Below are 15,384 nucleotides of genomic sequence, written 5' to 3'. Positions count from 1 at the left end.
TGATGGCCGGGCCGCTGGTGCGCTCCTCCTACCGGGCCGGGCGCCTCTACGCCCAGACCGTGGCACACCGCGGCGAGGAACTCCCCGCGAACCTGGCGCACCTGTCCACGGCCGGACCCGCCGCCCAGGAAGCCACCAGCCTCCTCGAACGACTCGCGAAGTAGCCGAAAGTGACGTCCACGCCCTGACGAAGGTTCAACGCGGCCGCCCGCACTCACCAGATAGGGTGAATTCAGACAAGGTGGGATCTAACGGGCGGGGGATGAACCGTGGCAGTGGTGAGCGACGTACTCGAATGGCTGCAGGCGCTACCGCAGCCGGCGCTCGTGGGGGCGACGGGCGGGCTCGTGTTCGCCGAGTGCACGATCGGGCTCGGCTTCATCGCGCCGGGCGAAGGCGGGCTGCTGATCGCGGCGACGACCGCGACCTCGGTGCCGCGGTTCCTCGTCCTGTGGGCCGTGGTGACGGTGTGCGCGGCACTGGGCGACTCGCTCGGCTACTACATCGGCAAGCGCTTCGGGCCGCGCCTGCGCGAGACGAAGCTGATCCAGAAGTACGGCGTCGACGCGTGGGACAAGGCCACCGGCATCCTCCAGCGCCGGGGCGCATGGGCGGTGTTCTTCGCCCGCTTCCTGCCGGTGGTCCGCACGCTCACCCCGGCGGCCGCCGGCACCTCGGGACTGCCGTACCGCAAGTTCCTGCCCGCCGTCGCCGCCGGTGCGCTGTGCTGGTCCGCCCTGCACATCGGCATCGGCGCCGCGCTGGGTGAAGCGGCGAAGAAGATCGAAGGCGCGATGAGCACCGGCGGTCTCATCGTGGTGGGCGTGCTCGCGGCGGTCGGCGTCTTCTTCCTGCTCCGCTACAAGAAAAAGAAGGCACTGGGCGCACCGGAAGCCGGGCAGGAGGCGGCCACCGCCGATTCGTCGCGGTGACCGCACTTCTGTGACACCACCACGCGGACAGTCACTTTTTACCCGCGAACACCGTCCGCCGCGACGAACGCGGTGCCGATACCGGCGCTGCGCACGCCACGTTCCGAAGCCTTCATCAACGCTGTCCGTTCCTTCCGGGGCCGATCACCTCTTTTCTACTCAACGGCGCTTTCAGTTCCCTAACACCACGTTTTCACCGCCGTCGAACATACGGACGTGAAAGGTTCTTCACCTTCGTCGCGCCGGGTTCCCAGTGCGCGATCCACGGCCCGGTGCCCTCGCTCGGATCGAGGACACCGGCTTCGAGCCACGTGTAGTGCCCTTCGAGCACTTCCCCGGCGAGCCGCTGGTCCACCTCGTCCGTGTTGTCCCACAACGCGTCGAAAAGCGCCTCGACGCGCAGCCTCGACTGACGGCAGAACACTTCGGCCAGCTCGGCGCCGGACTCGCCTTCGCCGTCGGCGCGCTGCATCTCGGCCCGTACGCAGACCGCCGCCATCGCGAACAGCTCCGCGCCGATGTCGACGACCCTGCCGAGGAAGCCCTGCCTGCGTTCGAGCCCGGCCTGCCAGCGGGCCATGCCGTAGAAGGTCGACCTGGCCAGCTTGCGGGCCGTCCGCTCGACGTAGCGCAGATGTGTCGCGAGTGGACCGAACTCGCGGAACGAGGTCGGCACCTGCCCCTTGCCGGAAATGAGCTGGGGCAGCCATTTCGCGTAGAACCCGCTCGCCTTGGCCGCCGCCTTCGCCTTCGACTTCAGGTCGGCGTCCGCGTCGGCGAGGTCACCGGCCGCGGACAGGTGCGCGTCGACCGCCTCGCGCGCGATCAGCAGGTGCATGATCTCCGACGAGCCTTCGAAGATCCGGTTGATCCGCAGGTCCCGCACGATCTGCTCGACGGGGACCGCCCGTTCGCCGCGCGCCGCGAGCGACTCGGCCGTCTCGTACCCGCGCCCTCCCCTGATCTGCATCAGCTCGTCCGCGATCTGGCACGACATCTCGCTGGCCCACAGCTTCGCCAGCGCCGCCTCGATGCGGATGTCGTTGCGGCCTTCGTCGCTCATGTGCGCCGAAAGGTCCAGCACGGCTTCGAGCGCGTAGGTGGTGGCCGCGATGAACGAGATCTTCTTCGCCACGGCCGCGTGCTCGCCGACCGGGCGGCCCCACTGCACGCGTTCGGCCGACCACTCCCGCGCGATCTTCAGGCACCACTTGCTCGCGCCGGCGCAGATCGCCGGTATCGAGAGCCTGCCGGTGTTGAGCGTCGCGAGCGCGATCTTCAGGCCCTGCCCCTCGCCGCCGACGACGTTCTCCTTGGGCACGCGCACGTTGTGGAACCGCGTGACCCCGTTTTCGATACCGCGCAGCCCCATGAACGCGTTGCGCTGCTCGACGGTGATGCCTGGCGAATCCGTCTCCACGATGAACGCGGTGACCCCGCCGCGCCTGCCTTCGGACCTGGGCACGCGCGCCATCACCACGACCAGCTCGGCCACCACGCCGTTGGTGGTCCACAGCTTGACGCCGTTCAGCTCGTACGCCTCGCCGTCCTCCGTCGGGATCGCCGAGGTCGCCAGCCTCGCCGGATCCGAGCCTACGTCCGGCTCGGTGAGCAGGAACGCGGTGACCGCGCCCCGCGCGCACCTCGGCAGGAAGGCGGCCTTCTGCTCCGGCGTGCCCGCGAGCTTGAGCGGTTCCGGCACCCCGATCGACTGGTGCGCCGAAAGCAGCACGCCGAGCGTCGGATGCACCGAGCCGACGAGCATCAGCGCGCGGTTGTAGGCGACCTGGCTCAGCCCGAGCCCCCCGTACTCCTCCGGGATCTTGACGCCGAAGCAGCCGAGTTCCGCGAGCCCGGCGACGTACTCGTCGGGCACCTTCGAGTCCCGTTCGATGATCGTGCCGTCGAGCGTCTCGCAGTACTCGCGCAGCGCGGTGAGGAACCGGTCCGCCTTCGCCGCCGCGTCGGCATCCGGCCTGGGGTGGGGGTGCACCAGCTCCAGCGGGAACCGGCCGAGATAGAGCTCCTTCGCGAACGACGGCTTCCGCCAGCCGCTCTCACGGGCCTCCTCCGCGACCGCGCGCGCTTCCTTCTCCGTCACCTTCGGCTGGTCGACCACGAGTACCTCCTCGTCGAAGGGCAGGCGCCCTTGTGACGAGTGTCACGCATCGATCGTCCCGGCGCAGCCCTCTACCAGGCGATCACCGGGACCGAAACCGCCACTGGGTGGCCACGGCCCTGCGTCACGTCGAAACAGCCGCCCGCCGCGCGGGCGCGCTGGTAGGTCACCGTGAGCACCGCCGCGCCCGGTTTCGACGGCGTGACCGCGATCCGCGAGCCGGTGACCTGGACGGTGCCCGCCGAGGGCGGCCAGAGCCGGGCGGCCACGCGGTTGAGCGGGTTGGCGAGGTCGAACGCGGCGCCATCCGCGGTGGTCACCGTCACCGAAGTGGCCGCGGGACGCCCCTGAGGGCCGATGAGCGCGCGCCGGTCCGCGCGCACCTCGAACGGCGCCACTCCCGATGGCATCGGCTCGTCCGCGGTGGACGCCGAGATGGCCAGCCCCTTCGCCGCGGGGTCGACGCTCAGCAGTGACGTGTAGATCTTCCTGTCGTCCACAGTGGACGGACGGCCGTGGTGCACGTAGTACTGCGCGCGCCCGTCCGGCGAGGCGACCACGCTGCCGTGCCCGGTCGAATACCGGCCCTTCGCCGGGTCCTGCGAAAGCACCGGGTTCGCCGCGCTCTTCTTCCACGGGCCGAGCGGGCTGTCCGCCACCGCGTACCCGACCCCGTAGAACTCGTTCTCGAAGTTGTTCGCCGAGTAGGTGAGGTAGTAGACGGGTTTCTTCCCGTGACCGGGGTAGGTCTTGAACGTCGTGGACCCCTCCGCCCAGCGCCGGTCCTTCTTCTGCCCGCCGGACTTCGCGTAGTCGTCGACGTGTGCGTTCTCCCACGGCTGCTGGTCCCCCGCGTAGGACAGGATCGGGGTGAACCCGTCCTTGCGGGCGTCCTCCCCCGGCGCGCGGTTCGCGTTCCGGTAGCGCGGTCCGATCGCGGGCATGGTGCGGCCGGTCGGGTCGTTCCACCAGTCGGCGGTCAGCTCGACGGCGTAGATGTTCGACTCCTCGACGTACTTGCCGAGATCGGTGTCCCACACCCAGTTCCGGTAGGCGTTGCGGGAGAAGTACAGGTAGACGCGGCCGTCGTCGTCGAAGAAGACGTTGGGGTCGATGAACGGGATGTAGGTGCCCAGCGGCGCCTTCTCGCCGGCGGCCAGCGTCGGCGGCGGCTTCTTCTGCGCCTTGTCCATGATCAGGTTGACGTCGTGGTAGGCGGGGTCGTACGGGAAGTAGTCGATCGGCTCGGCCGCGATGTCGCGGAACGGGCCCGCGGGCGAGCGGGACACCGCGACCCCGACCTTCGACGGCTCCTCGAAATCGGCGTACTTGAAGTTCTCCGCGACCCGCGTGTTCATCCGTCCCGCGTAGAACAGGAAGTACAGGCCGGTCTTCGCGTTGAAGTACACCTCCGGCGCCCAGTACCAGTCGTGCGCCCAGTTCTTCGCGTCGTCGGCACGTAGCGCGCCGCCGGGGAGGTGCTCCCAGGTGGCGAGGTCGGGCGACCGGTAGATCCCGAAGTGGTACCCGTCGTCGGCGCCTTCGGTCGAGTACGCGTAGTAGTAGCCGCTCGCCTCGTCGAAGCGGACGTACGGATCGGCGCCCGGCGTCTTCGCGTCGTTGAACCAGGTGGCGTTGGTGCGCTTCCCCGCGGCGCCACCGTTGTCGCTTTGCGCCGCGGCGGCGGGCATCGCGCCGAGCAGCACGAGCGCGGCGATGAAGGCCAGCAGTCGCTTCATGGGACACCCACCGTTTGAGATTGTTGGACTCTGTTCGGTTCGCCCACTCTAATTCTTCGATGCCCCAAGCGGGAGCCTCCGGGGGAACGGCCGCAGGGGAGGCGGGCCGGGTGGGTGGCGGTTAGGTTCGGGGCATGGGTGAGCTCGTACTTCCGCGTCCCGTCGGGTTCGTGCTGGGCGGGGGTGGCAGCCTCGGCGCGATGCAGGTCGGCATGCTCCGCGCGCTGACCGAATCCGGGGTGACACCGGATCTCGTCGCGGGCACTTCCGTCGGTTCGCTCAACGGCGCCGTGCTCGCGCTCGGCGAGGGCGATCCGCTCGCCAGGCTCGAACGGATCTGGGCCCACATGACCAAGCACGAGGCGTTCCCCGGCGGTGTGCTGAGCCAGGTGCGGACGTTGCGGCACAGCAAGACGAACCTCTTCCCCAACACCGGTCTCGCCGCGATCGTCGCCGAGCACGTCGGCGCGGACACCGCCTTCGACGACCTCGCGCTGCCGCTCGGCGTGGTGACCACCGACGTCGATACGGCGGAACCGCTCCTGCTGCGCTCGGGACCGCTGCTCTCGCCGTTGCTGGCGAGCTGCGCCATTCCCGGCATTTTCCCGCCGGTCCAGCACGACGGGAGGCTGCTCTACGACGGTGGCCTGGTGGCGAACGTGCCGATGCGGCAAGCACTTTCGATGGGCGCGAAGTCGCTGGTGGTGCTCGACTGCGCGTTCCCAGGCAAGCTGCCGTCCGCGCCCAAGACCTTCGCCGAGGTAATGATGTTCACCGCGATGATCAGCATGCGCAACCAGGCCGTGCTGGAGGCGCCGGTCGCCGCGGCGGAGGTGCCCGTGCTGTACCTGCCCGGCCCCGCGCCGATCCGGTTGAGCCCGCTCGACTTCACCCGGACGGACGAGCTTTCGGCCGCCGCTCACGAGACCGCTTCGGCTTATCTGGCCGGGGTGAGCGTCGACGGCGCCGGGCTCTATGGTGGTCCCGGCCTGGTGGCGTGACCCACGCCACTGCGGCACAACATTCCGGGCGCGGGAACGTCTTCGTCATCGCGTACTTTTGATGACGATGCCCGCTCACCTGACTTTCCCACTGACACTTTCAAAAAGAGACCACATGTTCGCAAAGAAGACTTTACTTTCCGGCCGCGGCGCCATTGTCGGGCTCTTGCTCGCCGCACTGACGTTGTCCGCGTGCAGTTCCGGCGACGACAAGGGCGGCGGCTCGCCCGGCGCCTCGAACAACGGTGGCGATTCCGCCGATTCCCCGGTCTCCATCACGATCGACCCGGCGAACGGCTCCGACCTGAACCCGGCGAAGCCGATCACGGTGAAGGCGGCCAACGGCACGCTCGCCGACGTGACCGTGTCGAACGCGGCGAAGAACAAACCGGTCAAGGGAGACTTTTCCGCCGACAGGACGAGCTGGACCACCTCCGAGCCGCTCGGGTACGGCAGCACGTACCAGATCGTCGCGCACGCCAAGGACGGCAAGGGAAAGACCGCGGAGCAGCAGGGCAAGATCAGCACGCTGTCCCCGCGCCAGCAGGCGAACCCGAACCTCATCCCGGCGCCGGGCGCGGTGGCGCAGGGCGGGGTCGGCGTCGGCCAGCCCATCGTGTTCAGCTTCGGGCAGCCGGTGAAGAACAAGGCCGAGGTGGAAAAGCACCTTTCGGTCGAATCGACGCCGAAGCAGGATGGCGGCTGGTACTGGATCGACGACAAGAACGTCCACTACCGCCCCAAGGAGTACTGGAAGCCGAACACGCAGCTCAAGGTGTCGGCGAAGATCTACGGCGTGGACTTCGGAAACGGCGTCTACGGCGCGACGGACCGCACCGAGAGCTACAAGGTGCACGATTCCTGGGTCGCCAAGGCCGACGGCGGCACCGAGCAGATGCAGATATTCCACAATGGACAGATGGTGAAGTCCATGGACATCTCCATGGGCAAGGACGCGACGCCGACGCACCTCGGTCCGCACGTCATCTCGGACAAGCACGAGAACTACACGATGGACTCGTGCACCTACGGCGTCTGCCAGGGTCAGCCCGGCTACTACAAGTCCAACGAGAAGTGGTCGCAGCGGATCTCGAACGACGGCGAGTTCGTCCACGAGAACCCGAACAGCGTGGGCCAGCAGGGCAGCTCGAACGTCTCGCACGGCTGCATCAACCTCAACGACGAGAACGCCAAGTGGTTCTACCAGAACCTCGGTCTCGGCGATGTCGTCGAGGTGACCAACTCCGGCGGCCCGCAGCTTCCGGTGTGGGACCTCTACGGCGACTGGTCGGTGCCCTGGGACAAGTGGCAGGCGGGTAGCGCCATCAAGTAACCGCGGCGCGGCACGACGGCGGGCACGGATCTCCCGGGATCCGTGCCCGCTCTTTTTGCGCCAGCCGGATGAGAGCCTTCTCATCCGTTCCTCATCCCGGCCTCACCCGCCGCGGGCACCGTGGGGGTATGCGAGCCAGGATCGCCGTCCTCACCGGCACGGCCGCTGTCCTGGTGGCGGTGGCCGCGGTCGTGGTCGTCCGCGCGCTGCCCGCGAGCCCCAGTCCCCCGCTCGGACCCCCGGTGGTGGCGCCGGCCGTCGCGCCGTCGACGACCGCGGTCCCGTCCGGCGGCGCGGCGCCCGTCCCGGTGCCGCCCCGGGTGGCCGGTACCGGCGCCGACCCGGATGATGACAGCGAACCGGACGAACCCGGCGACGCGGACTCCTCCGACGGAGACTTCGATGGAGACTTCGATGGCTGACGCGGAACGCCCGTGAGCGATGACGACCGCAGGGAGGAATCGCTCCCGATGACACAGCGCGCTCGGGCCTCACGGGTGTTCTCCCGAACCGAGGAACGAGGGCAGGGAGAACACCCGTGAGCGCCAGGGCCCGCATCCTCGGCTGGGTCCTGCTGGTCGTCCTGCTCGCACTGGCCGGCGCGCTCGTGGCCACCCACGCGGTGCTGCGCGGCCAGCTCGACCACCGCCTCGACGGCGAGATCTACCACGAGACGGGGAAGTTCCGCGCCTACCTGACCTCGGCGGACGCGGCGACGCCCGGCGTCCCGGCCACGGTGGACACCCTGCTCGCGCGCTACCTCGAACGGAACCTGCCGGAGAAGTACGAGACGTTCTTCTCCATCGTCGACGGTGCGGCGGCGAAGCGGAGCGCGGCCGACGCGGCCGCACGGCTGGACGGCGATCGCGCGCTGGTCGCCGAACTGGCGAAGGCGACCGTGCCCGCGTACGGGACGGTCGAAACGGCGGTCGGCTCGGCGAGGTACGGCGTCGTTCCCGTTTCGGTGCAAGGAGATTCGCGGCGGGGCGCGCTGGTGATCGTCGAGTTCGTCGACCACGCGGCGGGCGAGATCAGCGACGTGCTCGGCGTGATGGCGGCGATGTCGGGCGCGGCGCTGCTGGTGGCCGGGCTGGTCGGCTGGCTGGCGGCGGGGCGGATCCTCGCGCCGGTGCGCGAGGTGCGGCTCGCGGCGGACCAGATCAGCGAATCCGATCTCACCCGGCGCATCGACGTGCGCGGCTCCGATGACGTCGCGGCGCTCGGCAGGACGTTCAACACCATGCTCGACCGGCTGGAGCGGGCGTTCGCGGACCAGCGGGAGTTCATCGACGACGCGGGGCACGAACTGCGCACCCCGATCACCATCGTGCGCGGCCACCTCGAGCTGATGGGCGACGATCCGGCCGACCGGCGCGCCACCACCGCGCTGGTGCTCGACGAGCTCGGCCGGATGCAGCGGATCGTCGACGACCTGCTGGTGCTGGCGAAGTCGGGGCGCCCCGACTTCCTCGCCCCGGAACGGGTGGACCTCGCCGACCTCACCGTCGAGACCTTCACCAAGGCGCGCCCGCTCGCCGACCGGCACTGGCGGCTCGACGGCGTCGCCGAGGTCGTGGTGCGCGCCGACGGGCAGCGGCTCGCGCAGGCGTTGCTGCAGCTCGTGTCCAACGCGGTCCGGCACACGCGACCGGAGCAGCAGATCGCGCTCGGCTCGTCGGCTGCCGGTGGCACCGCGCGGATCTGGGTCCGCGACACCGGCGAAGGCGTGCCGCCGGACTCGCGCGCGAGCATCTTCGAGCGGTTCAAACGGGGCAGCAACGCCCAGGACGAGGACGGATCCGGGCTCGGGCTGCCGATCGTGGTGGCGATCGCCGAGGCGCACGGCGGGCGGGTGGTGCTCGACAGCACGCCTGGCGAAGGCGCGTTGTTCACCATCGAGCTACCGGTATCCGACCGGTCAGTACCCGACCACGCGCCGCAGGAGGCCCCGCGATGACGAGCATTCTGGTGGTGGAGGACTCGGCACGGCTCGGCGCGTTCGTCGAGAAGGGGTTGCGGGCGCACGGTTTCACCACCCAGTGGGCGCGCACCGGCGCGACGGGACTCGCCGAAGCGCTGACCGGCGCCCACGATCTGGTCGTGCTCGATCTCGGCCTGCCCGATCTCGACGGCACGGACCTGCTCCGCGCACTGCGCGCGGCGGGACGCACGACGCCGGTGGTCATCCTGACCGCGCGCGACAGCGTGGTCGACCGGATCGCCGGGCTGTCCGGCGGCGCCGACGACTACCTGTCCAAGCCGTTCGCCTTCGAGGAACTGCTCGCCAGGATCCGGCTCCGGCTGCGCGACCGCGCCGACGCCGAACCCGCGCTGCTGAAGGCGGGCGAGCTGAGCCTGAACCTGCACACCCGCCGCGCGTCGGTCGGCGGCGCCGAGGTCGACCTCACCGCCCGCGAGTTCGCGTTGCTGGAAACACTGATCCGCAACCGGGGCCACGTGCTGTCCAGGGAGCAGTTGCTGAGCAGCGTCTGGGGGTTCGACTTCGACCCCGGCTCGAACGTCGTCGACGTCTACATCCGGTACCTGCGCCGCAAGGTCGGCGCGGACCGCATCGAAACCGTGCGCGGGATGGGGTACCGGCTCCTGGCCGGATGAGGGCTCTCTCACGCACGTCTCACGGGTGTCTCGCCGAGGCGGCACAAGCTGGGACGCATGACGACCACACTGCTCCACCTCGCCGCCGACCTCGTCACGATGGTCGTGCTCGCCTACGGCGTCTACGCCAGGCGCCATCACCGTCGTGACCTCGCGTGCGCCTACCTCGCGCTCAGCCTCGGCGTCTGCGTCGCCGTTTCGCTCCTGCTGTCCGTCTCTTCGGCCAGCGCGCTCGGCCTCGGCCTGTTCGGAGTGCTCTCGATCATCCGGCTGCGCTCCGACTCGATCACCCAGCAGGAGGTGGCCTACTACTTCGTGGCGCTCGTCGTCGGCCTCGTCAACGGCGTCCCGTCGGCGGACTGGCGGCTGGTCGCGGTGTTCGACGTGCTGCTGCCCGCCGTGCTGTGCCTCGCGGACCACCCGTCGCGGGCCGCCAGCACCACGCGGTGCACCGTGGTGCTGGAGATGGCCGTGACCGACGACCGCGCGCTCGTCGCCGAACTGCAGCACCGCCTCGGTGGCACCGTGCTGCGCCACAGCGTGTCCGAAGTGGACTACGTCAGGGAGGTCACGGTCGTCGACGTGCGGTTGCGCCCGCACGCCGCGCCGGACCGCCGCCGCGCGCCGATCGCGGGGCTCCGATGAGCGAGGACCGCGCGACGGCGCTCGTCACCACCGTGGCCGCGGGCCTGCCCGGTATCTCGCTGCCCGAGGTGCTGGACACCACCGGCCTGATGAGCAGGGTCGACCGCAAGTTCGTCGTCGGCCACGCCGAGTTTCTGTCCTTTGTGGACGGAATCGGCGGCCTGCTCGCGCTCGACATCGAAGGCAGGCGCTCCTTCGGCTACTCGTCCACCTACTTCGACACCCCCGGCCTCGCCGTCTACCACGCGCACCGGCAGGGGCGGCGGCGCCGCTACAAGATCAGGACCAGGACCTACGCCGACACCGCGGACACCTTCTGCGAGCTGAAGCTCAGCGGGCGCCGCGAGGTGACGATCAAGCGCCGCCAGCCCCATCCGTCCCGCGAAGCGGACACGATGACGCCGGACGCGCTGGACTTCCTCGACCGCGAACTCGGCACCCGGTTCGGCCTGTCCGCGCCACGCCCGCTGACCGCGTCACTGGTGACCGGGTACCGCAGGACCACGCTGGTCACCGCGGACCGGCTCACCAGGATCACCTGCGACACGAGCCTGCGGTGGTCCCGCGGGACGGCCACGCGGCGCGCGGCGCAGGGCCTGGTGCTGCTGGAGGTCAAATCGGCCGGCGGCGCGACACCCGTGCTGAAACGGCTTCGCCTGCGGGAAACCGGGCTGAGCAAGTACTGCGCGGGGCTGGTCGCGCTCGGCGCCGCGCCGGGCGGCAACCGGTGGCTGCCCGCCCTGCGCGGTATCGGCGCGGCACCGGTCAGTCGATCGGATGCCCCCTGGTCGCGGCCACGGTGACCACGACCAGCACGGCCGCGATCCCCGCCGCGAAGTGCACCGGCGCCGGCGAGAACGACGACGCCAGCACCAGCACCGCCGCGGCGGGGAACCCGATCGCGATCGGGCGGCACGCGTTCGCCGGGCCGATGTGCAGCAGCCACACGAAGAACAGGAACACCGCGACCGGCACCGTGATCGCCATCGCCGCCGGCAGCGAGGACAGCGCGGTCTGGTGCGCGTCGTAGTCCACGGCGACCTCCATCCCGGCACCGAGCGCGGCGGCCGAGGCGAAGATCAGGAAGTGCCCGTAGCCCCAGGCGATCGCGGTGCGGAACGAGCCGAGCCGCTTGTGCCCCGGCTGGTCGAAGTACAGCCACCACAGGGAAAACACCAGTACGAGCCCGGCGACGGCGAGCGAGATCAGCCCGCCGAGGTGCTGCCCGTCTTCGATGCCGTGCTGGATCGCCGCGCTCGCCCCGATCACGGTCTCGCCGAGCACGATGATGGTGAACAGGCCGTACCGCTCGGCGATGTGGTGCCGGTTCCAGGTGGTGCCGACGGCCTTCTCCGCCCAGAGCGGCACCAGGCATTCGAGCACGAACAGCACGAAGAACGCGGGGAGCAGCCAGTCGTGGGGCAGCGCGAGCCTGGCGATCCAGAGGATCTGCACCACCACGATGCCCCCGGCGTAGCGCAGGCAGGTCGGCCGCCGCACCCGGTCGCTCCGCGCCGCGCGCAGCCACTGGGTGACCCCGGCGAGCCGCATCAGCACGTACCCGATGACGATGACCGTGAAGTCCTCGCGCTCGAAGGCGCGCGGCACGCCCGCCGCGATCACCAGCCCGCCCGCGATCTGCACCAGCACCGCGAGCCGGTACGGCACGTCGTCGGTGTCGAAGGTGGTGGCGAACCAGCTGAACTGGAACCACGCCCACCAGACGGCGTAGAACACCATCAGGAAGCTCAGCACGCCGTGTCCGATGTGGCCGGCCGAAAGCGCGTGGTGCAACGCGGCGGCCATCTGCCCGACGGCGACCACGAAGCAGAGGTCGAACAGCAGCTCCAGGGTGGTCGCCACCCGGTGCTGCTCGTGCTCGCCCCTGGCCACCATCGGCCGGTACCAGACCCGGATCCGGGGGCCCGGACGGTCGAGTTGCTCGGACATCACCGCTCCTCGCCTGCGCTGTTCACACGGTCGGGGACCATCCCAACACGTCGCGGAAAGATCAGCGAGCGGGGCCGGTAGCTGCCCCGGATCGTCTTGCGCGAGTCCCTGAAGGCGGCCTTCGGGGACCTGAGCGCCGCGAAAGTCACCCTCGCGTTCGAAGGCGCGAGCCCCGGAGGTCACCTTGAGGGCGTCCGGGTCCCCGAAGGTCACCGTGATGATGCGCGCGCGTCGATTCCGGCGGGTTGGGTGGCGGAAGCGTGGAGCCGCTCGGGGGCTTGGTCCCTGAAGGGCACCTTCGGGGAATCTGACGCCGCGATCTCGCCCTTCACAGTGCGCGGCATGGCGCTGCTGATGCCCTGAAGGCGCCCTTCGCGGCATCACATTCCCCCAAGGGCACCTTCAGGGCATCAGCCCCGGAGCCCGGGCACGCCCACGAGCCACCCACGAAGGCCACCCACGAAGGCCACAGCCGCGACATGCACGCCCTTGAAGGCCCCTTGCGGGGCACGAGCGCGGCCACGAGCAAGATGCGCGAGCTACGAAATCCCAGCACATGCTCTCAAGGACGCCTTCGCGGCATCAGATTCCCCCAAGGCGACCTTCAGGGAACTGAGCGCCGCGAAAGTCACCCTCGCGTTCGAAGGCGTGCGAGCCGCGATGCCCCGAAGGTGACCTTCGGGGCATCTACGTCCCCGAAGGTCACCTTCAGCGCATGCGCGCGGAGCGGGCGCGGTGAAGTCCACTGTGGACACAGGAAATCGCTGGAAGCTCAGGTGGGCCCGGTTCCCCCTCGTCCGGGCCCACCTGAGCAGACGCCTCCGTCGTCACCTCAACCACTCGGCCCCTTCAGCAGCGCCGCCGCACGGTCCCCCGCGGACGCCGACGGCTCCTTGCTGAAGGTCACCCTGGGTGCCCGAAAGCGGCCTGAGGCCACCGGGACCCGGGTGCGTCCGGCGCGAGGTTCCATCCCCGAACTTCGCCGCCGGATTGCCACTGTAGGTAGTTGATTCTCCACCAACGAGGCGTCATTAGGTGTACCCGGTTGCTCTAAGTAGCACCAGTCCATTACGACGAGCATCACTCAGATGGAGCAACAACTGTCGCGTAGCGTAATAAGCTAGGTCCACGGGGGTGAAGATCCGGGTCAGCTCCGCTGGATGTCCGCCGACGAGCACTCGGCGTCGCGCCGGTCTCGCTCCTCTTTGGACAACGGCGTTGTCTGATTGCGGCGGGCCCGGAGTTCGAGCACTGCCAAGCACAACGCGACGAGTACGAGCACTACCGCGCACAGCATCGAGACCGAAAGCGCGAGCGCGTAGTGCTCACCCGACGCGCCCACCACGGCGTGGAACACCGACGCGAGCACCGCGGTGCCGATCGCGGTGCCGATCCGCTGGCCGGTCTGCAGCGCGCCGCCCGCAACGCCCGCCATCGCGGTCGGCACGCACTCGAGGGTGAGCGTGGTGTTCGGGGAGATCACCATCCCACCGCCGATTCCGGCCACCAGCAACGGAAACGCGACCGCCAGGCCGGTCGCCGACGGTGTGACGGCTCCGGCGATCGCCGCGACACCGCCGAGCCCGAGCACCACCAGCACCAGCCCGGCGACCGTGATCCGGCGGCCCCAGCGCGGCACCAGCCGCCCCGCGATCGCCGCCGAGACCGAGGACCCCAGCGCGAACGAAGTGACCGCCAGCCCCGACTCCAGCGCCGTGTAGCCGAGGCCCTGCTGGAAGAACGTGGAAAAGACCAGCCAGATCCCGGCGAACCCGCAGAAGTAGATCGAACCGAGCGCGGCGCCCGAGGAGTAGCCGGGCGTGGTGGTGAACAGCCGCGTGTCGAGCAGCGGGGAACGGTTGCGGCGCACGGTGTGCCGCTCCCAGCGGACGAACGCGAACCCGAACACCGCGGCCGCCGGGAAGAGCCACCACAGCTTCTCGAGCCCGCCCTGCTCGGACTGGACGAGCGGGAGCAGCACGCACAGCACCGCCGCACCGAGCAGGAAGACGCCGCCGAAGTCGATCTCGGAACGCAGCGAGTGCTTGCGGCGCGGCGCCTTCGGGAGCAGCCGCCACGCGAGCGCGAAGGCGAACGCGCCGATGGGCACGTTGACGAAGAAGATCCAGCGCCAGCCGTCCGGTTCGCCGAACAGCGCGATGATGATCCCGCCCAGCACCGGCCCCACCGCGGTGGAAATCCCCACCACCGCGCCGAACAGGCCGAACGCCTTGCCCCGTTCCGGGCCGCGGAACAGGTCCTGGACGAGTCCGGTGTTCTGCGGCGTGAGCATGCCGGCCGCGCAGCCCTGCAGCAGCCGCGCGATGACGATCATCAGCTCGTTCGGCGCCGCGCCCGCGAGCGCGCTGGTGGCCACGAACGCGCTCAACGCGATCAGGAACATCCGCCGCCTGCCGAGCGTGTCGCCGAGCCGCCCGCCGGAGACCAGCACGAGCCCGAACGTCAGCGCGTACCCGGAGACCACCCATTGGACGCCACCGGTGCTCAGGCCGATCCCCTGCTGGATCGACGGCAGCGCCACGTTGACGATGCTGACATCGAGCAGGCCCATGAAGCCCGCGGTCAACGTGACCGCGAGCGCTTTCCAGCGTCGTGGATCGGGCTGGTAGGGCTCGGTTGTGCTCACCCGACCATCGTGACCCGTTCCGGCGCGCGAAGCACGCCGAAGCCGATCACGTGCCCGCGGTGATCCCCGGGATGCTCTTCAGCTCGCCCATCAGCATCGAGGTCACCTTGACCGGGTAGTCGTAGAGCGCGAATACGGTCTGCCGCTTCGCGCCCATCAGCTTGAGGTGCACGGGGGTGTCCCCCTTGTGCGCCTGCAGCGTCGACTTCAGCTCGCCGACGACGCTGCGGTCGAGCCGTTCGGCCGCGGCGAGCAGGATCAGCGGTGGCTCCTCCTCGCCGATGGCGGCGTCGGAGAGGTCGAGCGGGACGAGTCCGCCGCCGAAGATGGACATCTTGTCCTCGCGCCAGTTGACGCGGCCTTTGGCGAGGACGGCGTTGTCTTCGATGAGGTCGGCGGCGA

The 15,384-nt window shown here is 69.7% G+C and carries 14 protein-coding genes and 1 pseudogene; 10 read left to right on the top strand and 5 right to left on the bottom strand.

The features are described 5' to 3' along the window. Window positions 1-164, top strand: a pseudogene (locus tag ABD256_RS43385) (lipoyl synthase); the annotation flags it as partial. A 105-nt stretch (window positions 165-269) separates the two neighbouring features. Continuing rightward, window positions 270-932 (top strand): DedA family protein, encoded by a 663-nt coding sequence (locus ABD256_RS43380; protein ID WP_344432128.1) that lies wholly within the window; start codon window positions 270-272, stop codon window positions 930-932. A 193-nt stretch (window positions 933-1,125) separates the two neighbouring features. Here ABD256_RS43380 and ABD256_RS43375 read toward each other — a convergent pair whose 3' ends face one another. Together ABD256_RS43375 and ABD256_RS43370 are read right to left on the bottom strand one after the other, a co-directional pair. After that, the gene (locus ABD256_RS43375) at window positions 1,126-3,051 is read right to left on the bottom strand and encodes an acyl-CoA dehydrogenase family protein (RefSeq protein WP_344432126.1); all 1,926 of its coding nucleotides are present in this window, start codon (window positions 3,049-3,051) and stop codon (window positions 1,126-1,128) included. A 71-nt stretch (window positions 3,052-3,122) separates the two neighbouring features. After that, window positions 3,123-4,790 (bottom strand): glycoside hydrolase family 43 protein, encoded by a 1,668-nt coding sequence (locus ABD256_RS43370; protein ID WP_344432124.1) that lies wholly within the window; start codon window positions 4,788-4,790, stop codon window positions 3,123-3,125. A gap of 134 nt (window positions 4,791-4,924) precedes the next feature. Between ABD256_RS43370 and ABD256_RS43365 the strand changes: the two genes are divergently transcribed. The 7 genes from ABD256_RS43365 to ABD256_RS43335 all read left to right on the top strand — a co-directional run bounded on the left by ABD256_RS43365 (window position 4,925) and on the right by ABD256_RS43335 (window position 11,188). After that, window positions 4,925-5,791: a patatin-like phospholipase family protein gene (locus ABD256_RS43365; protein ID WP_344432122.1), complete on the top strand. Its 867-nt coding sequence runs from the start codon at window positions 4,925-4,927 to the stop codon at window positions 5,789-5,791. A gap of 115 nt (window positions 5,792-5,906) precedes the next feature. Beyond that, entirely contained in the window at window positions 5,907-7,124 is a 1,218-nt protein-coding gene (locus tag ABD256_RS43360; RefSeq protein ID WP_344432120.1) for a L,D-transpeptidase, read from the top strand. 128 nt (window positions 7,125-7,252) lie between these two features. Beyond that, window positions 7,253-7,546: a hypothetical protein gene (locus ABD256_RS43355; protein WP_344432118.1), complete on the top strand. Its 294-nt coding sequence runs from the start codon at window positions 7,253-7,255 to the stop codon at window positions 7,544-7,546. A gap of 116 nt (window positions 7,547-7,662) precedes the next feature. Next, window positions 7,663-9,081: a sensor histidine kinase gene (locus ABD256_RS43350; protein ID WP_344432116.1), complete on the top strand. Its 1,419-nt coding sequence runs from the start codon at window positions 7,663-7,665 to the stop codon at window positions 9,079-9,081. Beyond that, on the top strand, window positions 9,078-9,740 hold the full coding sequence (locus ABD256_RS43345; RefSeq protein ID WP_344432114.1) for a response regulator transcription factor: 663 nt from the start codon (window positions 9,078-9,080) through the stop codon (window positions 9,738-9,740). Before ABD256_RS43350 ends, ABD256_RS43345 begins: the two co-directional genes overlap by 4 nt. A gap of 57 nt (window positions 9,741-9,797) precedes the next feature. Then, on the top strand, window positions 9,798-10,385 hold the full coding sequence (locus ABD256_RS43340) for a DUF4956 domain-containing protein (protein WP_344432112.1): 588 nt from the start codon (window positions 9,798-9,800) through the stop codon (window positions 10,383-10,385). Then, on the top strand, window positions 10,382-11,188 hold the full coding sequence (locus ABD256_RS43335) for a VTC domain-containing protein (RefSeq protein WP_344432109.1): 807 nt from the start codon (window positions 10,382-10,384) through the stop codon (window positions 11,186-11,188). Before ABD256_RS43340 ends, ABD256_RS43335 begins: the two co-directional genes overlap by 4 nt. Here the strand turns inward: ABD256_RS43335 and ABD256_RS43330 are convergent. Further along, window positions 11,151-12,335, bottom strand: a complete 1,185-nt coding sequence (locus tag ABD256_RS43330; RefSeq protein ID WP_344432107.1) for a low temperature requirement protein A — start codon at window positions 12,333-12,335, stop codon at window positions 11,151-11,153. The genes ABD256_RS43335 and ABD256_RS43330 overlap by 38 nt on opposite strands. 96 nt (window positions 12,336-12,431) lie before the next feature. Here ABD256_RS43330 and ABD256_RS43325 point away from each other — a divergent pair, with 96 nt between their 5' ends. Beyond that, on the top strand, window positions 12,432-12,698 hold the full coding sequence (locus ABD256_RS43325; RefSeq protein WP_344432105.1) for a hypothetical protein: 267 nt from the start codon (window positions 12,432-12,434) through the stop codon (window positions 12,696-12,698). Between the two features lie 784 nt (window positions 12,699-13,482). Here ABD256_RS43325 and ABD256_RS43320 read toward each other — a convergent pair. Together ABD256_RS43320 and ABD256_RS43315 are read right to left on the bottom strand one after the other, a co-directional pair. Then, the gene (locus ABD256_RS43320) at window positions 13,483-14,907 is read right to left on the bottom strand and encodes an MFS transporter (RefSeq protein ID WP_344432130.1); all 1,425 of its coding nucleotides are present in this window, start codon (window positions 14,905-14,907) and stop codon (window positions 13,483-13,485) included. Window positions 14,908-15,028: 121 nt separating this feature from the next. Next, window positions 15,029-15,384 (bottom strand): hypothetical protein (locus tag ABD256_RS43315; RefSeq protein ID WP_344432103.1); only part of this gene is annotated, 356 nt, incomplete at its 5' end.

This window comes from Amycolatopsis minnesotensis, from assembly GCF_039529815.1.
In the GTDB taxonomy this organism is placed as follows: Bacteria; Actinomycetota; Actinomycetes; order Mycobacteriales; family Pseudonocardiaceae; genus Amycolatopsis; species Amycolatopsis minnesotensis.
The sequence above is the reverse complement of the archived record's forward strand: the minus strand, read 5'-3'. Positions and strand labels throughout refer to the sequence as shown.